General features: G+C 64.2%; 15 protein-coding genes and 1 pseudogene. 11 read left to right on the forward strand and 5 right to left on the reverse strand.

All coding sequences use genetic code 11. The features are described 5' to 3' along the window. The first annotated feature begins 3 nt into the window (after positions 1-3). Entirely contained in the window at positions 4-1,416 is a 1,413-nt protein-coding gene (locus M2D63_RS17940) for an OprD family outer membrane porin (RefSeq protein ID WP_405310515.1), read from the forward strand. Between the two features lie 26 nt (positions 1,417-1,442). Here the strand turns inward: M2D63_RS17940 and M2D63_RS17945 are convergent, their stop codons facing one another. Further along, positions 1,443-2,015, reverse strand: coding sequence for a LuxR C-terminal-related transcriptional regulator (locus M2D63_RS17945; protein ID WP_285864297.1), 573 nt, complete (start codon positions 2,013-2,015; stop codon positions 1,443-1,445). A gap of 198 nt (positions 2,016-2,213) precedes the next feature. Here M2D63_RS17945 and M2D63_RS17950 point away from each other — a divergent pair, with 198 nt between their 5' ends. From M2D63_RS17950 to M2D63_RS17980, 7 genes are all read left to right on the forward strand, one after another. Continuing rightward, positions 2,214-3,392 carry an acetyl-CoA acetyltransferase gene (locus M2D63_RS17950; protein ID WP_285864298.1) on the forward strand — a complete coding sequence of 393 codons (1,179 nt, stop codon included), beginning with the start codon at positions 2,214-2,216 and terminating at the stop codon, positions 3,390-3,392. 2 nt (positions 3,393-3,394) lie between these two features. Next, positions 3,395-4,918, forward strand: a complete 1,524-nt coding sequence (locus M2D63_RS17955; RefSeq protein ID WP_285864300.1) for a class I adenylate-forming enzyme family protein — start codon at positions 3,395-3,397, stop codon at positions 4,916-4,918. A gap of 53 nt (positions 4,919-4,971) precedes the next feature. Further along, the gene (locus M2D63_RS17960) at positions 4,972-6,234 is read left to right on the forward strand and encodes an MFS transporter (protein ID WP_285864302.1); all 1,263 of its coding nucleotides are present in this window, start codon (positions 4,972-4,974) and stop codon (positions 6,232-6,234) included. Positions 6,235-6,408: 174 nt separating this feature from the next. After that, the gene (locus M2D63_RS17965; RefSeq protein WP_285864304.1) at positions 6,409-7,638 is read left to right on the forward strand and encodes a phospholipase D-like domain-containing protein; all 1,230 of its coding nucleotides are present in this window, start codon (positions 6,409-6,411) and stop codon (positions 7,636-7,638) included. 54 nt (positions 7,639-7,692) lie between these two features. Beyond that, entirely contained in the window at positions 7,693-8,436 is a 744-nt protein-coding gene (locus tag M2D63_RS17970) for a sulfite exporter TauE/SafE family protein (protein ID WP_285864306.1), read from the forward strand. Between the two features lie 304 nt (positions 8,437-8,740). Further along, the gene (locus M2D63_RS17975; RefSeq protein ID WP_285864324.1) at positions 8,741-9,043 is read left to right on the forward strand and encodes a hypothetical protein; all 303 of its coding nucleotides are present in this window, start codon (positions 8,741-8,743) and stop codon (positions 9,041-9,043) included. Positions 9,044-9,329: 286 nt separating this feature from the next. Next, entirely contained in the window at positions 9,330-14,978 is a 5,649-nt protein-coding gene (locus M2D63_RS17980) for a CHAT domain-containing protein (RefSeq protein ID WP_285864307.1), read from the forward strand. Between the two features lie 120 nt (positions 14,979-15,098). On the opposite strand, the gene M2D63_RS17985 is transcribed toward M2D63_RS17980, so the two are convergent. The 4 genes and pseudogenes from M2D63_RS17985 to M2D63_RS18000 form a co-directional block, all read right to left on the reverse strand. Beyond that, positions 15,099-15,854: a methyl-accepting chemotaxis protein gene (locus M2D63_RS17985; protein WP_405310519.1), complete on the reverse strand. Its 756-nt coding sequence runs from the start codon at positions 15,852-15,854 to the stop codon at positions 15,099-15,101. Between the two features lie 102 nt (positions 15,855-15,956). Next, positions 15,957-17,225, reverse strand: a pseudogene (locus M2D63_RS17990) (HAMP domain-containing protein); the annotation flags it as partial. A 166-nt stretch (positions 17,226-17,391) separates the two neighbouring features. Next, positions 17,392-18,780 (reverse strand): APC family permease, encoded by a 1,389-nt coding sequence (locus M2D63_RS17995; protein WP_285864311.1) that lies wholly within the window; start codon positions 18,778-18,780, stop codon positions 17,392-17,394. 421 nt (positions 18,781-19,201) lie between these two features. Next, on the reverse strand, positions 19,202-20,122 hold the full coding sequence (locus M2D63_RS18000) for a LysR family transcriptional regulator (RefSeq protein ID WP_285864312.1): 921 nt from the start codon (positions 20,120-20,122) through the stop codon (positions 19,202-19,204). Between the two features lie 168 nt (positions 20,123-20,290). Here M2D63_RS18000 and M2D63_RS18005 point away from each other — a divergent pair, with 168 nt between their 5' ends. The 3 genes from M2D63_RS18005 to M2D63_RS18015 are packed head-to-tail and all read left to right on the forward strand — an operon-like array spanning position 20,291 to position 23,888. Further along, complete coding sequence (locus M2D63_RS18005; protein ID WP_285864314.1) at positions 20,291-21,595, forward strand: MFS transporter; 1,305 nt, start codon at positions 20,291-20,293, stop codon at positions 21,593-21,595. A gap of 27 nt (positions 21,596-21,622) precedes the next feature. After that, positions 21,623-22,852, forward strand: coding sequence for a Zn-dependent hydrolase (locus M2D63_RS18010; RefSeq protein ID WP_285864316.1), 1,230 nt, complete (start codon positions 21,623-21,625; stop codon positions 22,850-22,852). Positions 22,853-22,862: 10 nt separating this feature from the next. Continuing rightward, entirely contained in the window at positions 22,863-23,888 is a 1,026-nt protein-coding gene (locus tag M2D63_RS18015; RefSeq protein WP_285864318.1) for a histone deacetylase family protein, read from the forward strand. Positions 23,889-24,000: the final 112 nt, after the last annotated feature.

Below are 24,000 nucleotides of genomic sequence, written 5' to 3' on the forward strand. Positions count from 1 at the left end.
GCGATGGCCGGGCGGGCCTTGCTGGTGCTGCCGTTGAGCGCCAGTCTGCTGCTGGTCGTGCCTGCCCGGGCCGACAATGCCCTGGGCCAGAAGGACACGATCTTCACCGGCATCAACGAGCGGCGCGCGGTCGAGCTGTCGATCCCGCCAGGGTTGGTCGACGGCGCGCGGCTCGATGGCTTGCTGCGCACTTATTATTTTCAGCGTGACAACCACTCGGCGTTGGTACGCAGAGATCCCGAGGAGTCGGCCCAGGGGATGCTGTTGTCGTTCCGCTCGGGGTTTACCGATACGCCGGTCGGGGTAGGCGTCGACGCCCATGGCTTTCTCGGCCTGAAGCTGGACGGCGGCGGTGGCAGCGGCGGGGCCGGGCTGCTGCCGCTGGATTCGAGCGGCAAGCCGCTGGACGAGTTCTCCAGCGCCGGGGCGGCGCTCAAGCTGCGCTACCGCCAGACCCTGGTCAAGGCCGGTGACCAACTGGTGGAGAACCCGCTGGTGGCCAGTGGCACCAGTCGCCTGTTTCCCCAAAGCTATCGCGGGGTGACGCTGGCGAACCACAGCGTGCAGGCGCTGTGGCTGGATGGAGGGTTTCTGGAGTCGACCCGGCTGCGCAACCAGAGCGGCCACAGCCACCTGGTCACCGCCTACGGTGCCGGCAACAAGGCCGGCGTTGCGGCGGATCGCCAGAGCCCGCACCTGGGCTGGCTGGGCGGCGTCTACGGCCAGCCGCAAGCGCTGCAGGTGACCCTGTACGGCGGCCAGCTCGCAGACATCTGGAATCAGTACTACCTGGGGGTATCGCAGGTCTTCGGGGTGAGTGAAGGGCTCACCCTCAAACCCTGGCTGCACTACTTCAAGACCCGCGACCAGGGCTCCGGCCAGTTGGGCAGTATCGACAACGACACCTACAGCGCCGGGATTGCCGCGACCGCCCATGGCCAGACCTTGACCCTGGGGCTGCAGAAGGTCGATGGCCGCACGCCTTTCGACTACCTCACCCAGGATGACCGAATCTTTCTGTACCTGACCAATTCCCAGCAGTTCGCCGACTTCAACGGCCCGGGCGAGAAGTCCTGGCGCTTGCAGTACGAAACCAGCCTGGCCTGGCTCGATGCCCCGGCGCTGCAGTTCATCGCCGCCTACACCCGCGGCGAAGCGGACCTGACCCGCGTCGATCCCGCTCAACCCGGCTATGGCTACATCTTCAACCCCGAAGGTAAAGACGCAAAACACTGGGAGCGTGACATTGCGCTCAAGTACCAGGTGCCCGCCGGGCCGGCCAAGGACCTGTCGCTTACCCTGCGCTGGGCCACCCACCGTGAGGGCGATGGCTATACCGCGCCGGGCAATACCCGGGGTAATTCAAGTGCCGACGAGTACCGGCTGATTGTCGATTACCCGCTGGCGCTGTTCTGAGGCGCAAGCCCGCTCCTGCTGCCTTGTCAGTTCAGAACGATGATCCTGGACACCAGCTCCGCACTGTTCTTGGCCTGCAACTTCTTCATCAACCGCGCCCGGTGCACTTCCACCGTCCGATGTGAAATGGCCAGTTTTTTTCCAATCTCCTTGCACGTCAGCCCGTTGACGATATGCGCCGAAATCTCCCGCTCCCTGGGCGTCAGGTTCACCGTGGGCCGGAACACCCGGTCCATCCGCTCGAAATGCCACACCATCAACTGGAACGGGTCCTCCGGCGTCAGGGTGTAGCCGTTGGCCCGGGCCCAGAACACTTCGCCGCTGTGGTGCTGCATGAAGCGCTCGTCCGAGTAGGCGCCGTTCCTGGCATGGCGCAGCCAGCTCAAGCTGCGCTCGCCGATGGCGTTGTAGTCGGCCTGGGACGGGTAGAGCTTGAGGATGAGCTCGCCGATCAACTCGTCGCGCTCGTAGCCGAACAGGCTCTGGAAGGCTTCGTTGAGGTCGAGCATGCGCCGGTTGCCGGTGATCACTTGCGGCGCAGGCGATACCTGGAACGCCAGGCGCTCCAGGTCTTGCAGTTGTCGGGCGGGGTCGGTCATGGCGCGGCCTTCAGGTCTGTAGGAGCGGGCTTGCCCCGCGATAGCGGTTCGTCTGGCACTCCGCGATCGCGGGGCAAGCCCGCTCCTACACAATAACCAGTCGGGCTACGGATCCCTATACGTAGTTGCACGAATAGCGAGGGCTTCGGGGTTGGGGCCATTGTAGGTAACGCCTGTTCAACCACAAGGATAACCCCCATGGCTACCGACTCCGTCAGCATCGTCGCCGCCGCGCATTCGCGCTTTGGCCGCCTGGCCGATGCCACCCTGGAAGATCTGATCGTCGAGGTCACCCGCGCCGCCCTGGCCGATGCGCAGGTGGATGCCTCGGAAATCGATGCGCTGTTCCTCGGCCATTTCAACTCCGGGCTGGTACCGGATGGCTTTCCGGCCTCGCTGATGCTGCAGGCCGACCCCGCCCTGCGCTTCAAGCCGGCCACTCGCTGCGAGAATGCCTGTGCCTCGGGTTCGGCGGCGATTCAGGCCGGGATCAACGCAATCCTCTCCGGTGCCGCCGAACTGGTGCTGGTGGTGGGGGCCGAGAAGATGACCGCCAATTCCACCGCCCAGGTGACCCAGGCCCTGGCCGGGGCGGGGTATCAGCATGATGCCCGGGAGGCGGGGCTGAGCTTTCCGCAGTTATTCGGGCTGGCCGCCGCCGGCTATGCAGAACGCTACCAGAGCCCGCTGTCGGCCATGGCGGCGATTGCGGCGAAGAACCACGCCAATGCCATGGCCAACCCCTTGGCGCAGATGCACAAGGCAATGAGTTTCGAGCACTGCAACACGGTGTCCGAGAGCAACCCCTATATCGCCGAGCCGCTGCGCCTGACCGACTGTTCGCTGGTCACCGATGGCGCGGCGGCGATCGTGCTGGCGTCGCCAGCCCGTGCCCGGCAGTTCCGCCGCGAGGTGGCGATTCGCAGCCTGGTGCAGGTGAACGATTTCCTGCCGCTGTCCAAACGCGACCTGCTGGCCTTCGAAGGGCCGCAGCGGGCGATCCAGTCGGCCCTGGGCAAGGCGCAGGTGAGCCTGGATAACCTGGGCTTTGCCGAGGTGCACGACTGTTTCACCATCGCCGAACTGCTGATCTACGAGGCCATGGGCCTGGCACCCAAGGGCCAGGGCCAGCGGGCGCTGGAGGAGGGTGTGGTACAGGCCGGCGGCAGGTTGCCGGTCAACCTCTCCGGCGGGCTCAAGGCCAAGGGCCATCCGGTGGGCGCGACGGGGGTGTCGATGCATGCCCTGGCGTTCGGACAGCTGACCGGTAACCCCATCGGCCTGGTGGCGGCCGACGCCGAGTTCGGCCTGTTGTTCAACATGGGCGGCATGGCGGTCGCCAACTACGCCTCGGTGCTTCAAGCCCGGAGGGCGTGACGGTGAATATTGCCAACTGGCTGCACAACGCTGCGCAGCGCTGGCCCGAACGTGGGGCGCTGTTCGAGGGGCAGCGGCAGCGCGCCGATTACCATAGCTTTGCCGCCCAGGTGCGCGGTCTCGCCCATCAGCTCGTTCACGAGCACCGGGTCGAGCCGGGCGATCGCGTGGCGCTGTTCATGAAGAACTGCTGCGAATACCTGGAGCTGATGTATGCGGCCTGGTGGATCGGTGCCGTGGTGGTGCCGATCAACTGCAAGCTGCATCGCAGCGAGGCGGGCTGGATCGTCGATAACGCCGGGGCGCGGGTGGTCTTTAGCGATGACGGCCAGGTGTTTGCGCCCGGCGAGCTGTCGGACGATTGCCAGGAGCTGGCAGGACGTGGGCGGGTGGTGGCGGCGATCGGCGAGGCGCTGGCAACGCCCTACAGCTGCAACGCCGATCACCTGGCCTGGCTGTTCTACACCTCCGGCACCACCGGGCGCTCCAAGGGGGTGATGCTCTCCCATGGCAACCTGATGGCGATGTCGCTGTGCTATCCGCTGGATGTCGATGCGGTCGCCAGCCGCGATGCGCTGGTGTATGCCGCGCCCATGTCCCATGGCGCCGGGCTGTACAACTTCATCCATGTGCGCTGCGGCGCCCGCCACGTGGTGCCGGAGTCCCGTGGCTTCAAGGCCGAGGAAGTGTTCGCGCTGGCGGCCGGGCTTGGCGAGGTGTCGCTGTTCGCCGCGCCGACCATGGTCAAGCGCATGGTCGAGCAGGCGCGGGCCACGGGCTATGCCGGCGAGGGCATCAAGACCATCGTCTACGGCGGCGCGCCGATGTACCTGGCCGACCTGCAGGATGCCGTCGACATCTTCGGCCCGCGCCTGGTGCAGATCTACGGCCAGGGCGAGAGCCCGATGACCATCAGCGCCTTGTCCCGCGAACAGATTGCCGATCGCCAGCGACCGGAGTGGGCGCGTATCGCCGCATCGGTCGGGCGGGCGCACGCCTGCGTGGACATCCAGGTGCTGGACGCCGGGCTACGTCCCCTCGCTGCAGGGCATGCCGGCCAGATTGCCGTGCGCGGTCCGACGGTGATGCACGGCTACTGGCGCAACGAGGCGGCGACTCGCCAGACGCTGGTCGATGGCTGGTTGCTCACCGGCGATATCGGCTACCTCGACGACCAGGGCTACCTGACCCTCACCGACCGCTGCAAGGACGTGATCATCTCCGGCGGCAGCAACGTCTACCCGCGGGAAGTGGAGGAAGTGCTGGCGCTGCACCCCGAGGTGTTCGAGGTGTGCGTGGTAGGCGAGGCGGACCCGGAGTGGGGCGAGTCGGTAGTGGCCTTCGTGGTCGGGCGTGGCAACCGTCCACCGGATGAGCGCGTACTCGGCGCCTGGTTCATCGAGCGCATGGCCTCGTTCAAGAAGCCGAAGAAATATGTGTTCCTCGCCGAGCTGCCGAAGAACAGCTACGGCAAGGTGCTCAAGACCGAACTGCGTCAATGGCTGAAGGAGGCCGCTGCATCCTGAACGGTATTTCCATGACAGGTTTCCATCAATAAGAACAAGACAGGAACACGACTATGGCAACGCATCAGCACAACCCGGCCCGGCAACGGCGGCGCGCCTTTATCGGCGCGACCTCGGGACACCTTATCGAATGGTACGACTATGGCGTGTACGGCTTTCTGGCGGTGTACATCGGCCAGGCGTTCTTCGTTTCCGACAACCCCACCAGCAGTTTGCTCAGCAGCTTTGCCGCCTTTGCCCTGAGCTTTTTCATCCGCCCGCTGGGCGGGTTGTTCTTCGGGCCGCTGGCCGACCGCATCGGCCGACGCAAGACCCTGATCACCGTGCTGGTCATGATGTCCGGCTCCACCTGTTTGCTCGGCTTGCTGCCCACCTATGCCGCCATCGGCATCGCCGCGCCGATCCTGCTGGTACTGATCCGCTGCGTGCAGGGCTTTTCCGCCGGGGGCGAGATCGGCACCATCACCAGCTTCATCTCCGAGTACGCAGGGCCCGGTCGGCGGGGGTTTTCCACCTGCTGGCTGATGGTCACTGCGGTGCTGGGCCTGGTGCTGGGCGGCGTGGTGGCCAATGGCATGACCTGGATGCTCGGCGCCGAACTGATGCAGGACTGGGGCTGGCGCATACCCTTCCTGGCCGCCGGGCCCATGGGGCTGGTCTCCATGTACATCCGCCTCAAGCTCGAAGACAGCCCGGAGTTCCTCGCCCTGCAGCACGCCGGCGAAACCTCCAAGGCGCCGCTGCGTGAAGTCTGGCAGTGGAAGCGGGCGATCACCCTGGTGTTCTTCATCATCACCCTGCACAGCTCGATCTTCTATCTGGTGCTGACCTTCGCCTCCACCTACATGTCGCGCATCCTCAAGTTCGACAGTGGCACCACCTTGCTCTACGTGTTCATCGCCAGCCTGTCGGCGGCCTTCGTCATGCCCTTTGGCGGGATGTTCACCGACAGGTACGGGCGCAAGCCGTTCCTGATGGCGGTGGCGATTCTGTTCGGGCTGTATGCCTCGTCCACCTACGCGACCATGAGCGAGCTGTTGCCTACACGGATTCGCTCCACCGGTATTGCCGTGGCCTACAACATTCCGGTGGCGGTGTTCGGCGGCAGTGCTCCGCTGATTTCCACCTGGCTGATCCAGCAGACCGGCGATATTTCCTCGCCCTGGTACTTCTATATCGGCACCGGGATCGTCTCGCTGATTGCCCTGGTGGTGTTGCGCAAGGAGGATTTCGTGGCCTGCCGCAGCGCGGCGCAGGGGGCGCGTGAACAGGTGGGTTCGGGTGCGGGCATGGCGGTCCGCCCGGCACACAACTAAGGGGGCGCCCCACACCGAAGACTGGTGGTGTGGGGCACATCCTTCCTGGGCATTGGCGCGAGTCAGTGATGTCAATGTGGTATTATCTGGCGAAGGCGCGCAAGGCGCCTGAAGCCTGCTACCGAGTGCGTTGAGCCGGTTTCGACACAAGCTGTGAATACAAGGATGCCGGCGTTGAAGTTCACTGAAAACATCGTGCCTCTGGTCAAGGCCGAGCTTGCTGGCAAGAACGCCAGGCTGAAGATTTTCTCTCCCTACCTGACCGGCAACGTAGCCCTTGAGATTGCCCGACTGGGCAAGACCGCCAAGGTCTATACCCTGGTGGATGTCCAGGTACTGGTTTCAGGTGCTTCGACCTTCGAGGCCATCGATAAACTGCTTGAAAACGGGATTGCGGTTTACCGGGTGCCGAACCTCCACGCCAAGATGATCGTGGCAGAAGGTGTGTTCGTGACCGTGGGCAGCCAGAACCTCACCAACGGCGGGGAGAGCAGGAACAGGGAAGTCAGCCTGCGCTTTCGGGGTGACAGCAAGCAGGTCAATGCGCTGGTCCGGGACCTGGAACGTAGTGCCGTCCGGCTCACGCCTGACTTTCTTGCAGCGGCCAGCAAGGCGGCGGACAAGCTCGCCGCCAGGTACAACAAGCTGCGTGAGGCGTTGGAAAAAGCGGATGACGCGTTGAATGGTGTGCCTGCCGAACGGTCAATCGAGGCGGAGGTCAGGTCTGTACTCGCCAAAAGGCCACAGTCCAATCCGAGGAAGTGCACGGTGGTCGCTCGCTATGACTACAAGCAAGCCCGCTTTCAACACTCGTTGCAAGGCGATGACTTGTTGAACTGGCCTATCGGTGCTGAAGCGCACTCGCTCAAACCCAAGTACCGTTACCTCTGTGTTTCGGCTGCGGGAAAGATTGGCTGGGTGCGGGTCAACAAGACGGTGTATTCATTTATCGAAAATCAGGTCGAATTCGATAAGGGCGGCATCAGAGACCAGGATTCGTGGGGAGTATTCGTCGATGCCAGCCATGAGGCGTGGAAGTACAAGCAGGGTGAGGCCAACCTGCGTGCCGCCGTTTTCGACGATCAAGGCCGCGAGTTGTGCCATGTGTTCATGCGTTACAACACCGAGAAGTTGGTGGTGTACCCGGCCGTGATGCCCAGGGCGACAGAAAACCCCAAGGCACCGCTGCCGGAGCGTCGCAAAGCCATCGAATGGATCGACGCTCATGCCCGCAGGTTTGGCGATGACATCAAGCAACTCATCACCAGGCCATTCAAGTTCCAGGAAAAGCTGACCGGTGAACGGGCCGACAAGTTCTTCGGTGCCGATGGTTCAACCCATTACCTGCGCCTGGTCGATCTTGGCGAAAGCTTTGCCATACGGGTGATCGACGCTCCGGTTTAAAGCCGCAAGCATGGTTAGAATGCGTCTTTCGATTCTCGAAGGACGTTCCTGCGCATGGACCCCCTTTATCTGATCGCCCTGGGCGCCATGGTCGCCGGCTTCGTCCAGGGTCTGTCCGGTTTCGCCTTCGGCATGGTCGCCATGTCGTTCTGGGCCTGGAGCCTGGAACCCCAGGTGGCGGCGGCACTGACCGTGTTCGGCGGCCTGACCGGGCAGGTGATCGCGGCGTTCAGCATGCGCCGGGGCTTTCGCTGGGGTGTGTTGTGGCCCTTTGTGCTCGGCGGGCTGGCGGGGATTCCCATGGGCGTGTGGGTGTTGCCCTTTCTCGACATGCTCTGGTTCAAGGCCGTGTTCGGCGCCTTGCTGGTGATCTGGTGCCCGTTGATGCTGCTGGCACCGCGCCTGCCCCGACTGCGCGGCGGGCGCCTGGCGGACGGGGCGGTGGGGCTGGCCGGTGGGGTGTTGGGCGGTATCGGTGGTTTTACCGGCACGCTGCCGACCCTGTGGTGCACCCTGCGTGGTTTTGATCGCGATGCCCAGCGGGCGGTGATCCAGAACTTCAACCTGTCGATGCTGATGGTGACCATGCTCACCTACCTGGGCACCGGCCTGGTGACCCCGGCGATGCTGCCGATGTTCGCGGTGGTGGCGCCGGCGATGCTGCTGCCGACCCTGATCGGTACGCGGGTGTATGTGGGCATCAGCGAGCAGGCCTTTCGCCGGGTGGTGCTGGGGTTGCTGACCCTGTCCGGGGTGGCGATGCTGGTAGCGGCGGTGCCGGGGTTGTTGGCGCGTTAGCTGGCCTGCGCCGCCCGGTTTGCGACCGCTGCGCGGCCGATCGCAGGCTTCGCCAGCTCCCACAAAGTTGAACTGCACCCCGAAAGTTGGACAGTCATCCAACCTTTGGGGGCAATTCAAAGTCCGGTTCATGCCGTGAGCCCTTGTGGGAGCCGGCAGCGCCGGCGATGGGCTGCATCGCAGCCCCCGGGCCAGTCCTGGCAACGGCGCAGTCGATCACAGCCTGGCGGCAGCAGCTACACGTTGATAGCATCTGGCTATTGTTTTGTGAGGTCCTGCCGTGTTGCTTTCCGTTCCCCGCCTGATGGCGCTGACCATGCTGCTGGCCGCCTCCACAGCCCTGGCTGGCAACACCCCCTGCTCCGGACGCAAGGGCGGTATTGCCGGTTGCGATGGCGACCTGTTCCTGTGTAATGACGGCTCGATCAGCGCCTCGAAAAGAAGTTGCCCCGCTTACTTGGGTACCAGTCCGGCACGCCCTGCGGTGCAACCATTAAAAGGTGCCAGCAGCACCTGCAGCTGTGGTTCCGGCACCTTCTGTACCGGGCCGCGGGGTGGCGTCTATTGCCTGACACCCAGCGGCAACAAAAGTTACCGGCGTCATTGAAAACACCGTTATCAAACACTTGGCTCGCGATAAAAAAACAATAAACCCGCAACTTTCGCTATTAACTAAAACAGCACTGTTATCTTTTTGAAACACCCCAAACCCTCAAATTTTAGGTGGTCTTGAAATGTAACTAAGCATGAACTTTAGTGAGGTGATAGTTGCCGAGGGTTTGACCATGAAGCCATCTGACGCCCCCCCACTGATCAGGCTGCCCCTGCAACAAACCGCCGATGGCGCTCCAACGCAACCGGCATCCTCGACAAGTCGCGGCGCCAGTGGGGGAGTGGCCAGCACCCTGGACAACTTGCGCGTAGTGCAAAGCTGGCAACTGGCACCCGCCGCACGTGCCAGTGATGCCCCCCGTAGCGAAACCTTGAATGATCCCCACGCACTGCTGGCGCTGGATGCCGCCGATGGTTCGACCATCTACATCCGTGCCGATGCGCTGGTCGAGCAATTGCGCCGCACCCGCCCCGATGTGGTGGACAGTGATGGCGTCATCGATTTTGCCCGCTTCACTGACAGCCAGGGCAGGAATCGAGGTGCAATGGATTGGGTCTGGCGGCAGGTCCGGCAGTTGGTCCTGGGCGATGACGCCATTACTGAGATCGCCAAGGAAAAACTCAGCGGTGCAGCCATCGACTGGGCTTCGCAAAAGGCCGCCACGGCGTTGATGACTGCCATCGAAAGCCAGCTTGCTGGTCCACCCGGGCTGTACCGCTGGAACGGCGCAGTGTTGAGTGAGCAGGACAAGATTGCCAGCGCAAGCGCGCTGGATGCCAGCAAGCCGATCCTGTTGTTCATCCACGGCACGGGCTCGCACACCATGGGCAGCTTTGGCGAGCTGCCCGGCACCATGGTCTGGAAAGACCTGCAACTGAAGTTCGCTACGCAGATTGTCGCCCTTGAGCACCGCACCTTCTCGCAAAGCCCGATCGACAATGCGCTGGAGGCGGTCGAGTTGCTGCCAAAGGGCGCCCGGCTACAGGTGGTCAGCCACTCGCGCGGCGGTCTGGTTGCCGACTTGCTGTGCATGGACCCCAACGATACGCAGTTGTCGCAATGGATCAAGCATTACCGCCGTGATCCCAGGCCCGATGAAATCGAGCAGGAAAAGCAAGACCCGGCACGGGCCCAGGAGCGCCTGGCATTTGCAGAAACCGAACAGGGCAAGCTGCGCGATCTCGTCAGCAAGCTTCAACAAAAGCAGTTGAACATCACCCACTACGTACGCGTGGCCGCCCCGGCCCGCGGCACCGCGCTTCTGTCCGATAACCTCGACGTGTTCCTCTCCTGCCTGCTGAGCCTGGTGCGCAAGTTAGCCACCTTGGGCGTGGGCGCCATCGCCACGCCCGCGGCCGCCCAGGTGGCGAACCGCGGCCTGAAACTGCTTGAACGGGTGGTCCTGGAAATCGCCGACAAACGCCTGCAGCCGCAAGTGGTGCCCGGCATCGAGGCCATGCTGCCCGAGGCGCCCATGGGCATGCTGCTGGCGTGGGCGCGGCCACTGCCGAACCTGAAAATGGCCATCGTCGCCGGCGATACCGACGAGTCGGCCAGCGGCATCCTCCAGCGCATCGGCTACATGTTCGTCAATTGGGCGCTGTTCGACCTGGCCCGCAATGACCTGGTGGTCAACACCGACTCCATGTACGGCGGCCTGTTCGACCATGCCCAGGAAGCCCATGCCATGGCGGTCGACGGGCCGCAGGTCAATCACTTCCATTACTTTCGCGACACGGTCAAGTACCGCAACCGTTCGCTGCCCAGCAGCATAGGCGACTGGTTGCTGGACAGGGCCGTGGTCTCCCGTGGCGTTGCTGTGCAACCGCAACGGTCCGCAGAAGAAGCCAAGCAGATAAAGCGCCAACTGGCGACCGACGCAGTGGTGTTCCTCCTACCCGGTATCCTGGGCAGCCGCCTGGGGGTTGGCAAGAACACGGTCTGGCTCGACCCGCTGGAGCTTGCCGTAAGTGGCCTGGGTCGCATTGCCATGGATGTGCCGGCGGTCAGCAGCCAGGGCTTGATCAGCCTGGCCTATGAGGACTTGCACGAATACCTCACCGCTACCCACGAGGTGATTGACCATCACTACGACTGGCGCCAGCCCCTTCAGCAACTGGGTAGCCAGTTGGCCGCGACGTTGCGCAAACACCTGGCTGATCACCCGGGCAAAAGCATCCGCCTGCTGGCCCACAGCATGGGTGGGCTGGTCGTTCGTGCGGCCTTCAGGCATGACCCGACGCTCTGGAAGGACCTGATCACGCACGCCGACGGGCTGGTGGTGATGCTCGGCACCCCGAACCACGGTGCCTACTCCATGGTGGAAACCCTGCTGGGTCAGTCCGACACCATCCGCATGCTGGCGCGGGTGGACCTGAACAACAGCCTGCCACAGATCCTCGACATCGTCGGCAAGTTCCCGGGGGCCTTGCACCTGTTGCCCGCCCCCGAGTTCGAGGATGTCGGCGGGCGCAGCCCGGTGGACTTGTTCGGCAATGCCAGCTGGAGTCAGCTGGCGCTGAAAAACGATGACTTCTGGTTCGGCGACGAACTGGGGGCACGTCCCGAGGCCACGCTGCTGGAGCAGGTCAGGCAGTCCTGGCTGGCGCTGGGAGACAACAGCTGGATCGACGAGGATCCGCAGCGGGTCGCCTATGTCTACGGTCAGGGCAAGAACACCCCCTGCGGCCTGGACATCAGTGGCAAGCAGCTGATGCTGCGCGGCACTCCCCAGGGCGACGGCACTGTGACCTGGCGCTCCGGTAAACTGGCCAACCTACCCGACAGCCGTCACTGGTACATGCCGGTGGTTCACGGTGAGCTGGCATCGACCGCACAGTACTTCCCCGAAATAGAAAGCCTGCTGCTCAAGCGCACACCTAAACGCCTGGAACGGCTACCCAGCAGTCGCACCGCTGAGCGGGCGAGTGCGCAGGTCAGCTTCCGTGGTGGGCCGCCGGCTTATCCGTCCGATAACCAGCTGCTCAGCCAGGTGCTGGGCCGCACCAACGGCCTGGCGCCAAAACCCGAGCTGCTCGCCCTGCAGGTCAATGTGCTGGCGATGAACCTGAGCTGCGCCCAGGTGCCGCTGATTTGCGGCCACTTCCGCGGCGATCCTATTTCCGGCGCCGAAGCCGCCATCGATCAGACCCTGGTCAATGGCGTACTGTCCCAGCGCCAGCGCCTGGGCCTCTACTCGGGCGAGCTGGGCAATGCCACCGTGGTATTGGTGCCGCGTACGGTCGAGGAGGTGCGCCGTGGCACGGGTCGTGGCGCCGTGATGATCGGCCTTGGCGAAATGGGTGAGCTGACGGCCGAGGTGGTGACCCAGGCGGTGCGTAGCGGCGTACTACGTTACCTGTTGAGCGCCGTGGACCAGTACACCCACGCCCAACACATCGTCGACCCTGACAAGCCGGAGGCTTTGCTGCCGCTGCACATCGCCAGTCTGCTGATCGGCACCAACTCCAGCGTCCAGTTGACCGTGGAAGAGTCCGTGCGCGCCGTGACCCTGGGGGTACTGAAGGCCAACCGTGACTATGCCGAGGTCTGCGCCGGGCCCAAGGGGCGCCCGGCGGCGGTGACGCGCCTGGACATTGTCGAGATGTTCGTCGATGCGGCGATCTGTGCTGGCTACGCGGTGGCCACCCTGGACCGCGAGCTGTCCGGTGAGCTCAAACGCCTGAACAGCCGACTGGAACTGGCCCAGGCCGTGCAGTTCGGTGAGGGTGCCCGGCCGCGGCTGAGCATCACGCCGACGGGCAACTACTGGCCACGCCTGCAGGTCAGCAGCGCCGATGGCGTGCAACGTACCGGCGACCTTGCCGAGACGGGGGAGGTCAGGCCCGCGCAACGTTTCAACTTCCTCTACATGGGCCAACGCGCCCGGGTCGAGGCGCTGGTCGACCAGCGTCAGCCAGGATTGCTGGAAAAGATGGTCGACAGCGCCCTGCGTGGGGCCAGCACCACCCGCTACGATTCAGCAGCGTTCTTCGGCAACAGCCTGTTCCAGTTGATGCTGCCGCTCGCGTTCAAAGGCGCGGTGCGCAAATCGGACAACCTGATGCTGGTTCTCGATGAAAGCAGCGCCAACCTGCCATGGGAGATGCTCGAGACCGATGGCGAACCGCTGATCAGGCGTACCCGCCTGGTGCGCCAGTTCATCACCCAGCGCTACCGGCGCGAGGTGGTGCGCACCGACCTGATGAATGCCTGCGTGATCGGCAACCCCGGCACCCAGGGCTATTTCAAACAGTTCAAATCCAAAGGCGACGGGCCCTCGCCGGATCGGCTGCCGATCTTGCCGGGCGCCCTGCGCGAAAGCCAGGCGGTCGGCCGGGTGCTCGATAGCGCGGGCTACTCCACCTGGAGCCTGCCCGATGACGCCAGTGCCGTAGAGGTATTCGACCAGCTGTTCGCAAGGCCCTACCGGGTGCTGGTGATCTGCGCCCACGGGGTGTTCCATAGCGAAGACCAGGACGGGCAGAAGCGCAGCGGGGTGGTGCTGTCCGATGGCTTGTTGCTGACCGCCGCCGAGATCGACCGGATGGAGACCGTGCCGGACCTGGTGTTCCTCAGCTGCTGCCACCTTGGCAAGGTCGGGGTGTCTGAACCGGGCGGCAATCGGCTGGCGGCGAGCCTGGCGCAAGAGCTGATCAACATGGGCGTGCGCTGTGTGGTGGCGGCGGGCTGGGAGGTCGATGACAATGCCGCGTGCTGCTTCAGCGAAACCTTCTTCAACCGCTTGGCCATCTACGGTGATCACTTCGCCGAAGCCATTGCCTGCGCGCGGCTGGAGACCCTCGCACAGTTCCCCGGCTACAACACCTGGGGCGCTTACCAGGCCTACGGTGACCCGTTGTTCCAGCTCAGGTTGCTGCCGCCCAGTGATGGGAGCAACAGTTGCCTGCGCGGTTCGCCAGAGCTGCTCGACTGGCTTGAAGGGCTGCGACTGCGCGCCGCCAGCCCGGACTCAGCGACGGTGGGGCAGGGGTTCCAGCAGGTACTCGATCTGGTTCAAAAGCGTTTGCTAGAGCTGCCGGTAAACTGGATCAAGCAAGCCGAAGTTCAGTATGGGTTGGGGCTGCTGTATAGCGAGTGGGGAGAAGCCGATGCATTGGAGGAAGCGAAAAAGGCATTGCTGGAGGCCCTTGCCCGCTTCAATGGCCGGGGCTGTGTGCCGCTGACCGCAGTGGAAAAACTGATTGATGTGGAAATTCGCCAGGCTTATCTGAGTGCCGCTCCCGAAGTTGCGGGCGGTGCTGGCGACTTCGCGCAAGCCAGTCAGTTGATCGAATCGGCCATCCAGCGTGCTGATTCCTTGAACAAAGTATGTGAGGCTACCTCAGGTACGTTGCTGGCGCGCCGTCAGGTCATGCGCGGGCGGGCGCTCAAGCGCAAGGCCCATCTGTTGCTGATGCAGTACGCGCCCAGTTCCAAAACCAAGAGCAATGCCCAAGCTAATCCAATCAGTAAGATTCTTGAGGAGGCCAGGGAAGCTTATGCCGCAGGGGAAGACCGTAACGCATCCGACTGGAACCCCTACGCCATGCTCAACCGGATTCAACTTGAAATCATGTCACCCAAGAGCGCGCCTTCGATCGAAGACCTTGACCGCTGTGAAGCCGAAGCACAGGCCCGCTACAAGCGCTCGTTCGGCGTATTCGATGCGGTGATGAAGGCCGATGTGCAACTGACCCGCTGGCTGATCGGGGTTTCGGAGAACAAGGAAGACTCGCGGGACGTTGCCGAACGCAAGCTGATCGACAGCTACGATGATGCGCTGGCAGGCCAGCGTATTTCGGCGCGGCAGTTCGAGTCGGTCGTGCGCCAGTTGCAGCTGATTGAATGCTGGCTGAGGTGGACCGGCAGGCCCGGGCAAGCCCAGGTACCGGAGAACATCGCCAAGGTACTGTTGCAGCGCCGCTGAACCGTAGCCGCTGCCGCCAGGCTGCGATCGACTGCGTAGCAGTCGCAACCCAGGCGCCTCGGTAGCGGCGGGTCCATTCATACGGCCGCTTTGCGGCCGATCGCAGCCTGGCGGCAGCGCCTACACCTTGAACGTCGCCATTAGCCCTTGCTGGTGGTTGGCCAGGCGGTTCAGCGCCTGGCTGATCTGCGCCGACTCCTCGGCTTGACCTGACAACGACTCGGTCACGTCGCGGATACTGGCGACATTGCGGTTCACTTCTTCGGCCACCGCGCTCTGCTCCTCGGCCGCCGAGGCGATCTGCAGGTTCATGTCGGTGATCACCGCCACCGCTTCGCTGATGCGCTGCAATGCCGGCACCGCCTGCTCGGCCTGGGCCACGCTGCCCTGGGCCTGGCGGTGGCTGCTGTGCATCGAGCCGACCACTTCGCGGGTGCCTTGCTGCAAGCCTTCGATCACCTGGCGGATCTCGTCCACCGAGTCCTGGGTGCGGCGCGCCAGGTTGCGCACTTCATCGGCGACCACGGCAAAACCGCGACCGGCTTCACCGGCGCGGGCCGCTTCGATGGCGGCGTTCAGGGCCAGCAGGTTGGTCTGCTCGGCGATGGCGCGAATCACCTCCAGTACCGAGCCGATCTGCTCGCTGCGCTCGGCCAGCTGCTGGACTTCTTCCATGCCGGCGTTCATTTCGCAGGCCAGTTGTTCGATGGCGCGGGTGGTGGTGCGGATCAGCGCCAGGCCTTCGCGGGTGGCCTGGTCGGCACCGCGCGCCGCTTCGGCGGCCTGGGCCGCATTGCGGGCGACGTCCTGGGCGGTGGCGCTCATTTCCTGGGAGGCGGTGGCCACCTGGTCCACTTCACGGTACTGCTGCTGCATGCCGGCGCTGGTCTGGCTGGCGATGGCCGCCGACTGGTCGGCGGTGCCGCGGGCGTCCAGCACCGAGGCCTTCACATCGGCAATCAGTGGTTGCAGCTTGTCGAGGAAGCGGTTGAAGCCGCCGGTCAGTTCACCCAGTTCGTCCGCGCGGGCGTAGTCCAGGCGCCGGGTCAGGTCGCCGTCGCCGCTGGCGATGTCCTTGAGCCGGGCCGCCACGTCGAGGATCGGCCGGGTCACGCCGCGGGCGCTCAGCCAGATCACCAGCAGGCCCAGCACTGCTGCGCCCAGGGTCATGGCCAGGCTGTTGAGGTTGGCGGAGGTGTTATGTTCATCCAGGCGCGCGTTGAGGGCGATGGCCGGGGCCTGCAGGACCTGCTCGGGCACTTCCAGCAGCACGCTCCAGGGCTGGGCGCCGGGCACCGGGGCGAACGACTGGCTGACCTGCAGCAGACCATCGCTCGTGAGCTCTGCCGCCTTGCCGGCGCGCATCTGGGCGAGCAGGGCGCTGGCCTGAGCGCCGAACACCTGCTCGACCTTGTTGCTCAATTGCCCGGCATCGCGGCTGTGCCCGGCCAGCAGGCCGGCAGGGCTGACGATGCTGACCTGGCCGTTGCCGTCGAACAGCTCCTGGCGACCGTCCAGGCTCAGTTGCTGCAGGTTGTCGAGGCTGATGTCCAGGCCCAGCACGCCGATGATCTTGCCGTCCTGCTTGAGTGGCAGGGCGATGCTGGTGAGCATGGTCTTGCGCCCGCCGGCGACGTCGAAATAGGGGTCGAGCACGCACGTTTCACCCCGTTCCAACGGGCAGGTCAGCCAGCGGTTGTAGGGCGAGCCGTTGGCCGTCGGGCTGGTGTCGGCGAGCATCGACTCGGGCATGATTTCCGACTCCAGCTGGCCCGGCGTGACTTGTGACCAGTACAGGGAAAAGCGTCCGCTTTCGTTGCTGCCCTGGGCTGCCTGATCGATGAACCGGGCGTCCTTGGCATCCAGCGCGTCGGGCAGGAACACCAGGTACAGGCCAAGCACATCAGGGTTGTCGCCCAGGGCCGATTGCATCTGACGGTTCAGCACCTCGCGCAGGTTGTCCTGGCCCTGGGCCTGGAGCGTCAGCACCAGGCGCGAGAGGCCGCTGCCATACAGGTAGGCATCCTTGAAGTAGCGCTGGATGCGCGTGGCTTGCAATTGGGCATAGGTCTGCAGGCGCAGGCGCGCGTTCTGGTCGAGCATCTGCGTGCTGGCGCTGTTGACCAGGGCGGCGCTGCGGCTGGACTGGAACAGGGTCGCGGTCATCAGCAGGGCGACGATGACCAGCAGGCACAGGCCGGAGAGCAGGGTGATCTTCCATTGGATCAGCAGGCGACGCAGCAGCATGGTGACGTCCTTGTTGTTAGCAGGGGAAGCAACATAAGCCCGTCCACTCAAGGCGGATACCAACTCGGTGGGAGCGGGCTTGCCCCGCGATTGCGCTCTGTCAGGAAGATCGCTTCGCGGGGCAAGCCCGCTCCCACCGAGGTGAACGGCACTCTGTCGTTTTCTTTTACTCGGCTACGTAACTGGGCGGTGCGACCTTGAAGGCCTTGGTCAGGTACGCCAGGTACAACACCCCGAGGCTGGCCCAGACGCCACCGAACAGCAGCGAGTGTTCATCGAGGTCGAGCCAGAGGATGGCGATGATGCAGAAACCGACGGTGGGCATCACCAGGTACTTGAGCTTGTCGCCCAGGGTCCGGTTGCAGCCTTCGCGCAGGTAGCAGTGCACGATCACCGACAGGTTGACGAAGCTGAAGGCCACCAGCGCGCCGAAGTTGATCACCGAGGCGGCGGTCACCAGGTCGAAGACGATCGCCGACAGCGAAATCAGGCCGACGATGACGATGTTGATCACCGGGGTCTTCCACTTGCCGTGCAGCTGGCCGAAGACGCGCTTGGGGATCACGTTGTCGCGGCCCATCACGTACAGCAGGCGCGAGACGCTGGCTTGCGAGGCCAGGCCCGAGGCGATGGTGTTGATGATGGTGCAACAGATGAAGATCGACTGGAACAGCTTGCCGCCGACATACAGGGCGATTTCCGGCAGGGCGGCTTCAGGGTCCTGGAAGCGGTCCATGTTCGGGAAGAACGACTGGATGTAGTACGACACGACGATGAACACCAGGCCGCCGATCAGGGCGATCAGGAAGATCGCGCGGGGGATGACCTTGTGTGCGTTCTCGGTTTCTTCGCTCAGGGTGGTGACCGCGTCGAAGCCCAGGAACGAGAAGCACAGGATGGTCGCGCCGGTGATCAGCACATTGAGGTGGGTGTCGGCGCCCACGAACGGCTGCAGGCTCAAGGCCGTGCCCAGGCCTTCGCCGCTGTGCAGGCCGCGGAGGGTCAGGTAGATGAACACGCCGATGATGATCGCCTGGACGGCCACGAACAGGGTGTTGAAGTTGGCCACCAGGTTGATGCTGCGGATGTTGATCAGGCTCATCAGCGTAACGAAGCCCACCACCCAGGCCCAGGCCGGCACTTCCGGGAACATCACCGACAGGTAGAGCTTGGCCAGCAGGGCGTTGACCATGGGCAGCAGCAGGTAGTCGAGCAGCGACGACCAGCCGACCAGGAAGCCCACATGCGGGTTGATGGCCCGGCGAGTGTAGGTGTAGGCCGAGCCGGATTCGGGAAAACGACGGACCAGGATGCCGTAGCTGACGGCGGTGAACAGAATGCCGATCAGGGCCAGCACATAGGCGCTGGGCACGTGGCCGCTGGTGATGCCGGAGACGATGCCGAAGGTGTCGAACACGGTCATCGGGGCGATGTAGGCCAGGCCGATGATGACCACTTGCCAGAGTTTCAGGGTCTTTCTGAATTGCGCGTCCGGTGCTGAGCTCAGAACAGGTCCGTTGTTCTGCTGATGAGGTGCACTCGAGGGAACTGGCATATCGTTGGTGCTTGCCCGTGTGTGTTTGGAATTATTTTTTGGGAGCCGTGAGGCAGGGGCAAAATAGAAAGAGTGCGGGAGGTGTGTCAATTAAATTTTTACAGTGTGTTTCCATGCTGGGGAGGTCTGATTGGGTGGATCGCTCTAGATAGAGGCTTGTGGCGATTTATGTGGCAAAGGGTATGTCTAAAAAAATCGACGGGCTGCGCAGGTTTATGTCGATTTTTATCGGCCTATGGGGCTATCGCAGGCTGCGCCAGCTCCCACAGTGTTCACCACAATGGCCAGCAACCCAGCAACCCAGCAACCCAGCAACCCAGCAACCCAGCAACCCAGCAACCCAGTAATCCAGTAATCCAGTAACCCTGTGGGAGCTGGCGAAGCCTGCGATCGACCGCACAGCGGTCGCCCCCGGCCAACCTCAGACGTCCAGACACCCCTGCAGCGCCTCAAGAAACACCGACTCCGCCCGACTCATGCGCTGCTCGCGGTTCCACAGCAGATGAATATCCACATCGGCAATCCCCTCATGGGGCGGTAGCGGCCAGAGCAACCCGGCCTCGACATCCGCCGCCACCACATGGGCCGGCAGGCAGCCGATACCGAAGCCGGCGACCACCAGGCGGCGCACTTCCTCAAGGCTCGGTGACGAGGCGACGATGCGCCCGCTGAAGCCCTGCTGGTCACGGAAGATGGTCAGCGGTGAGAGCATCCCGCCGATCTGGTCACTGGTGAAACTGACGAAGTTCTCCCGCTGCAAGTCGCCCTCGGCGACATCGGCCTTGCCGAACAGGGCATGGTGCTTGCCGCAGAAAAAGCCATAGCGCTGGCGCAGGAACAGGCGCTGCTCCAGGCGTGGCTGTGGCCGGCGGTTGAGGCTCAGGCCCAGGGTCGCGGTCTTTTCCTGCAGGGCGCTGACGATGTCGGAACTGCGCATCACCTCGATTTCCAGGTCCACCCGCGGGTGCTGGCGGTGGAAGTCGGCCAGGAAGCTGTCGAAGCGCACGGACTCGATGCGGCTGATCATCAGCAAGCGCACCTTGCCGATCACCTCGTCGGCCGGTTGCTCCAGCACGCTGCTGACCTGGGACATCTGCCCGTAGATTTCCCCAGCCAGGTGGAAGATGTGCTCACCCACCTCGGTCAGGGCAAAGCGCGGGCCGCGACGGGCGATCAGCTGCCGGCCCAGTTGCTCTTCCAGGCGCTTGAGCGCCTGGCTCACCGCCGGCTGGGTCAGGTGCAGGCGGGCGGCGGCGCGGCTGATGCTCAGCTCCTGGCCGATCACCCGGAAGGTGCGCAGCAGGTTCCAGTCCAGGCGGTCGTTGAGCAGATGATCAGGCATGGCGGGGCTCGCTCGGTTGAATATAAAACGTGCTTATAGTTCGAATAATAAATAGAAAATTGACTAATCATAGCCCCGGGCGAAAAATCCTTCCCATACAGGCGCCACCCAGAGCGCCGCGACAGCACCGTTACTCCTGCCAGAAAAATAATCAAAGGAGCCTGACCCATGCAGCCATCCGCTTCGCCCCAGCCACGCCGGGCCGCAGCCGCCGCCTTTATCGGCACCATGATCGAGTGGTACGACTTCTACATCTACGCCACCGCCGCGGCGCTGGTGTTCGGCGCCTTGTTCTTCCCCTCCGACGACAAACTGTTCAGCACCATGGCCGCCTTCGGCACCTTTGCCGTGGGCTTTTTCGCCCGACCGCTGGGCGGCATCGTCTTTGGCCATATCGGCGACCGCATCGGGCGCAAGAAATCCCTGGTGATCACCTTGCTGATGATGGGCGTGGTCACGGTGTGCATCGGCTTGCTACCGACCTACGCACAGATCGGCGCCACCGCGCCGGTGCTGCTGATCCTCCTGCGCATCGTCCAGGGCATCGCCGTGGGCGGCGAATGGGGCGGGGCGGTACTGATGGCCGGCGAGCATGCGCCCAAGGGCCGGCGCAATTTCTTTGCCTCCTTTGCCCAGCTGGGCAGCCCGGCGGGCCTGATCCTCTCGCTGCTGGCCTTCAGCGCGGTCACCCGCCTGCCTGAAGAAGACCTGATGAGCTGGGGCTGGCGCCTGCCGTTCCTGGCCAGCGCGCTGTTGCTGCTGGTGGGCCTGGCGATTCGCCTGGGGGTCAACGAGTCGCCGGAGTTCCTCGCCAGCCGCGAGCAGGCCAGCAAGGCCAAGCGCAAGGAACAGGCGCCGGTGATGGAAGTGCTGCGCACCGCCTGGCGTCCGCTGCTGCTGTGCATCGGCGCCAATACCCTGGGCATCGCCGGGGTGTATTTCACCAACACCTTCATGATCGCCTACAGCACCCAGCAACTGGCCTTGCCGCGCTCGCTGATCCTTGAATGCCTGTTCGTGGTGGCGATCATCCAGTTCTGCATCCAGCCCCTCGCGGCCTGGGTGGCGGAGAAGATCGGCGCTACCCGCTTCCTGTGCCTGGTGTCGCTGCTGGCCATGGCCTCGCCTTATCCGATGTTCGTGCTGGTCAGCTCCGGGCAGGCGCCGCTGATCATTGTCGGCATCGCCCTGGCAGTGGTGTGCATGGCGTCCTTCTACGCGGTGATCGCCGGCTACGTCAGCGGCATGTTCGAGACCCGCGTGCGCTACACCGCCATCTCCATGGCCTACCAGGTGTGCGGCGCGATTGCCGGTGGCCTGACTCCGCTGGTCGGCACCTGGCTTGCGCACAAGTTTGTTGGCCAGTGGTGGCCGATGGCGGTGTTCTACAGCCTGATCGCGGCGATCTCGCTGCTCTGCGTACTGGCCCTGGCGCGTCGCCACGCTGCCGCCCACCGCCTGGAAATGGCCTGAATCCTGATGATTGCTGGAGTACCAAGCATGTTGAAAAGCAATGGCGAGCGCCTGTGGGCGAGCCTGATGGCCATGGCCGAAATCGGCGCGACGGCGCGCGGTGGCAGCTGCCGCCTGGCCCTGAGTGACGACGACAAGGCCGGTCGCGAACTGTTCGCCCACTGGTGCCGCGAAGCCGGCCTGAGCCTCAGCGTCGACCCCATCGGCAACCTGTTTGCCCGTCGCCCCGGTACCGACCCCGACGCCGCCCCGGTGATGATGGGCAGCCACCTCGACACCCAGCCCGAAGGCGGGCGTTTCGATGGCGTGTACGGCGTGCTGGCCGGCCTTGAAGTGGCGCGCCGCCTCAACGACTTACAGATCCAGACCCGCAAGCCGCTGGAGATCGCAGTGTGGACCAACGAGGAGGGCGCCCGCTTCACCCCGGCGATGTTCGGCTCGGCGGTGTTCACCGGCACCATGAAACTGGAAGACGCCCTGGCGGTGCGCGATGCCGATGGCATCAGCGTCGCCGAGGAACTGGCGCGTAGCGGTTACGCCGGCCAGCGCCCGCTGGGCGGGGCGGTGGATGCCTATTTCGAGGCGCATATCGAGCAGGGCCCGATCCTTGAGGACAACGCCAGGAGCATCGGCGTGGTCAGCGGCGGCCAGGCGATTCGCTGGCTCGACGTGCGGGTCGAGGGCATGGCCGCCCACGCCGGCACCACGCCGATGCCGCTGCGCAAGGACGCTCTCTACGGCGCGGCGCAGATGATCCTCGCGGTCGAGCAACTGGCGTGCGACTTCAGCCCCCAGGGCCTGACCACGGTGGGCGAGCTGAGCATCGCCAAGTCGTCGCGCAACACCATTCCCGGCCTGCTGCAGTTCACCGTCGACCTGCGTCATCACCACGACAGTGCCATCGCCGCTATGGAGCAACAGGTTGGCGAGCGCCTGCAGAGCATCGCCAGCCAGCGTGGCCTGAAGGTCAGCATCGAGCGCCACTGGGTCAGCCCGGCCACCCCGTTCGATGCCGATTGCGTGGCGGCGGTGCAGGCGGCGGTGGATGGCCTGGGCTATACCCAGCAGTCGATCGTCAGCGGCGCCGGCCACGACGCCATCCTGCTGGCCCGCTACTGCCCGACGGCGATGGTGTTCATCCCCTGCGTCGGCGGCCTGAGCCACAACGAAGCCGAAGACGTACTGCCCGAGGACGTGCGCCAGGGCGCCGATGTACTGCTCAATGCCGTGCTGGCCCGTGCCGGCCGGGTCGAATAAGGAGAGCTCGATGCGCTGCTACTTTCACCCCGAACAGCTGCTGCACCATCCGCGCAGCTACTACTCCCGCGGCCAGATGCGCACCCCGCAGGAAGTCCCCGACCGTGCCCGGCACCTGTTGCAGGCTGCGAAAAACCTCGGGTTCGACATCCGCCAGCCGCAGGATGCCGGCCTGCAACCCTTGCTCGCCGTGCACGGCGCGCCCTATTTGAGCTTTCTCGAAGAAGCCCACCAGCGCTGGAAGGAAGTACCCGAGGACTGGGGCGATGAAGTGATGTCGAACATCTTCGTCCGCGAGCCCAATGCCTTGCGCGGCATCCTCGCCCAGGCGGCGCGCTACCTGGCCGACGGCAGCTGCCCGGTGGGCGAGCTGACCTGGCGTTCGGCCTACTGGTCGGCGCAAAGCGCGGTGGCCGGCGCCCGGGCGTTGCTCGATGGCGCGCCGGCGGCTTATGCGCTGTGCCGGCCACCGGGGCACCATGCCCGAGCGGAAGCGGCAGGAGGCTTCTGCTACCTGAACAACGCCGCCATCGCCGCCCAGGTGCTGCGCGAGCGCCATGCCCGGGTGGTGGTGCTCGACACCGACATGCACCACGGCCAGGGCATCCAGGAAATCTTCTACGACCGTGACGACGTATTGTACGTCTCGGTGCATGGCGACCCGACCAACTTCTACCCGGGCGTCGCCGGCTTTGCCGACGAGCGCGGCAGCGGTGCGGGCGAGGGCTACAACCTCAACCTGCCCATGGCCCATGGCGCCAGCGAGGCGGACTTCCTGGCCGAACTGGATGTAGCCTTGAAGGCAGTACAGGACTTCGGCGCTGAAGTGCTGGTGCTGTCGCTGGGCTTCGACATCTTCGAACTCGACCCGCAGAGCAAGGTGGCGGTCACCCGCGAGGGCTTTGCCGTGCTGGGCGAGCGTATCCGCAGCCTGGGCCTGCCGTGCCTGATCGTGCAGGAGGGGGGGTATCACCTGGAGAGCCTGGAAGACAACGCCAAGGCGTTTTTTGCCGAGGGTGAAGCCTGGCGCATTTGAGGTCACCGATCGCGGGGTAAGGATGTAGTTCACCTTGTAGGAGCTGGCGAAGCCTGCGATCGACTGCGTAGCAGTCGCAATCCGGCCAGTTCATTGGGCCAGATGTACTGAG

This window comes from Pseudomonas sp. BJa5 (assembly GCF_030272875.2).
GTDB lineage: Bacteria > Pseudomonadota > Gammaproteobacteria > Pseudomonadales > Pseudomonadaceae > Aquipseudomonas.

Bases quoted from the DNA above. Each gene is read 5' to 3' on its own strand.
- M2D63_RS17960 (WP_285864302.1), top strand. From the start codon at position 4,972: ATGGCAACGCATCAGCACAACCCGGCCCGGCAACGGCGGCGCGCCTTT.
- M2D63_RS18010 (WP_285864316.1), top strand. From the start codon at position 21,623: ATGTTGAAAAGCAATGGCGAGCGCCTGTGGGCGAGCCTGATGGCCATG.
- M2D63_RS17975 (WP_285864324.1), top strand. From the start codon at position 8,741: ATGGCGCTGACCATGCTGCTGGCCGCCTCCACAGCCCTGGCTGGCAAC.
- M2D63_RS18015 (WP_285864318.1), top strand. From the start codon at position 22,863: ATGCGCTGCTACTTTCACCCCGAACAGCTGCTGCACCATCCGCGCAGC.
- M2D63_RS17940 (WP_405310515.1), top strand. From the start codon at position 4: ATGGCCGGGCGGGCCTTGCTGGTGCTGCCGTTGAGCGCCAGTCTGCTG.
- M2D63_RS17995 (WP_285864311.1), bottom strand. From the start codon at position 18,780: ATGCCAGTTCCCTCGAGTGCACCTCATCAGCAGAACAACGGACCTGTT.
- M2D63_RS17970 (WP_285864306.1), top strand. From the start codon at position 7,693: ATGGACCCCCTTTATCTGATCGCCCTGGGCGCCATGGTCGCCGGCTTC.
- M2D63_RS17985 (WP_405310519.1), bottom strand. From the start codon at position 15,854: ATGCAGCAGCAGTACCGTGAAGTGGACCAGGTGGCCACCGCCTCCCAG.
- M2D63_RS17945 (WP_285864297.1), bottom strand. From the start codon at position 2,015: ATGACCGACCCCGCCCGACAACTGCAAGACCTGGAGCGCCTGGCGTTC.
- M2D63_RS18000 (WP_285864312.1), bottom strand. From the start codon at position 20,122: ATGCCTGATCATCTGCTCAACGACCGCCTGGACTGGAACCTGCTGCGC.
- M2D63_RS17950 (WP_285864298.1), top strand. From the start codon at position 2,214: ATGGCTACCGACTCCGTCAGCATCGTCGCCGCCGCGCATTCGCGCTTT.
- M2D63_RS18005 (WP_285864314.1), top strand. From the start codon at position 20,291: ATGCAGCCATCCGCTTCGCCCCAGCCACGCCGGGCCGCAGCCGCCGCC.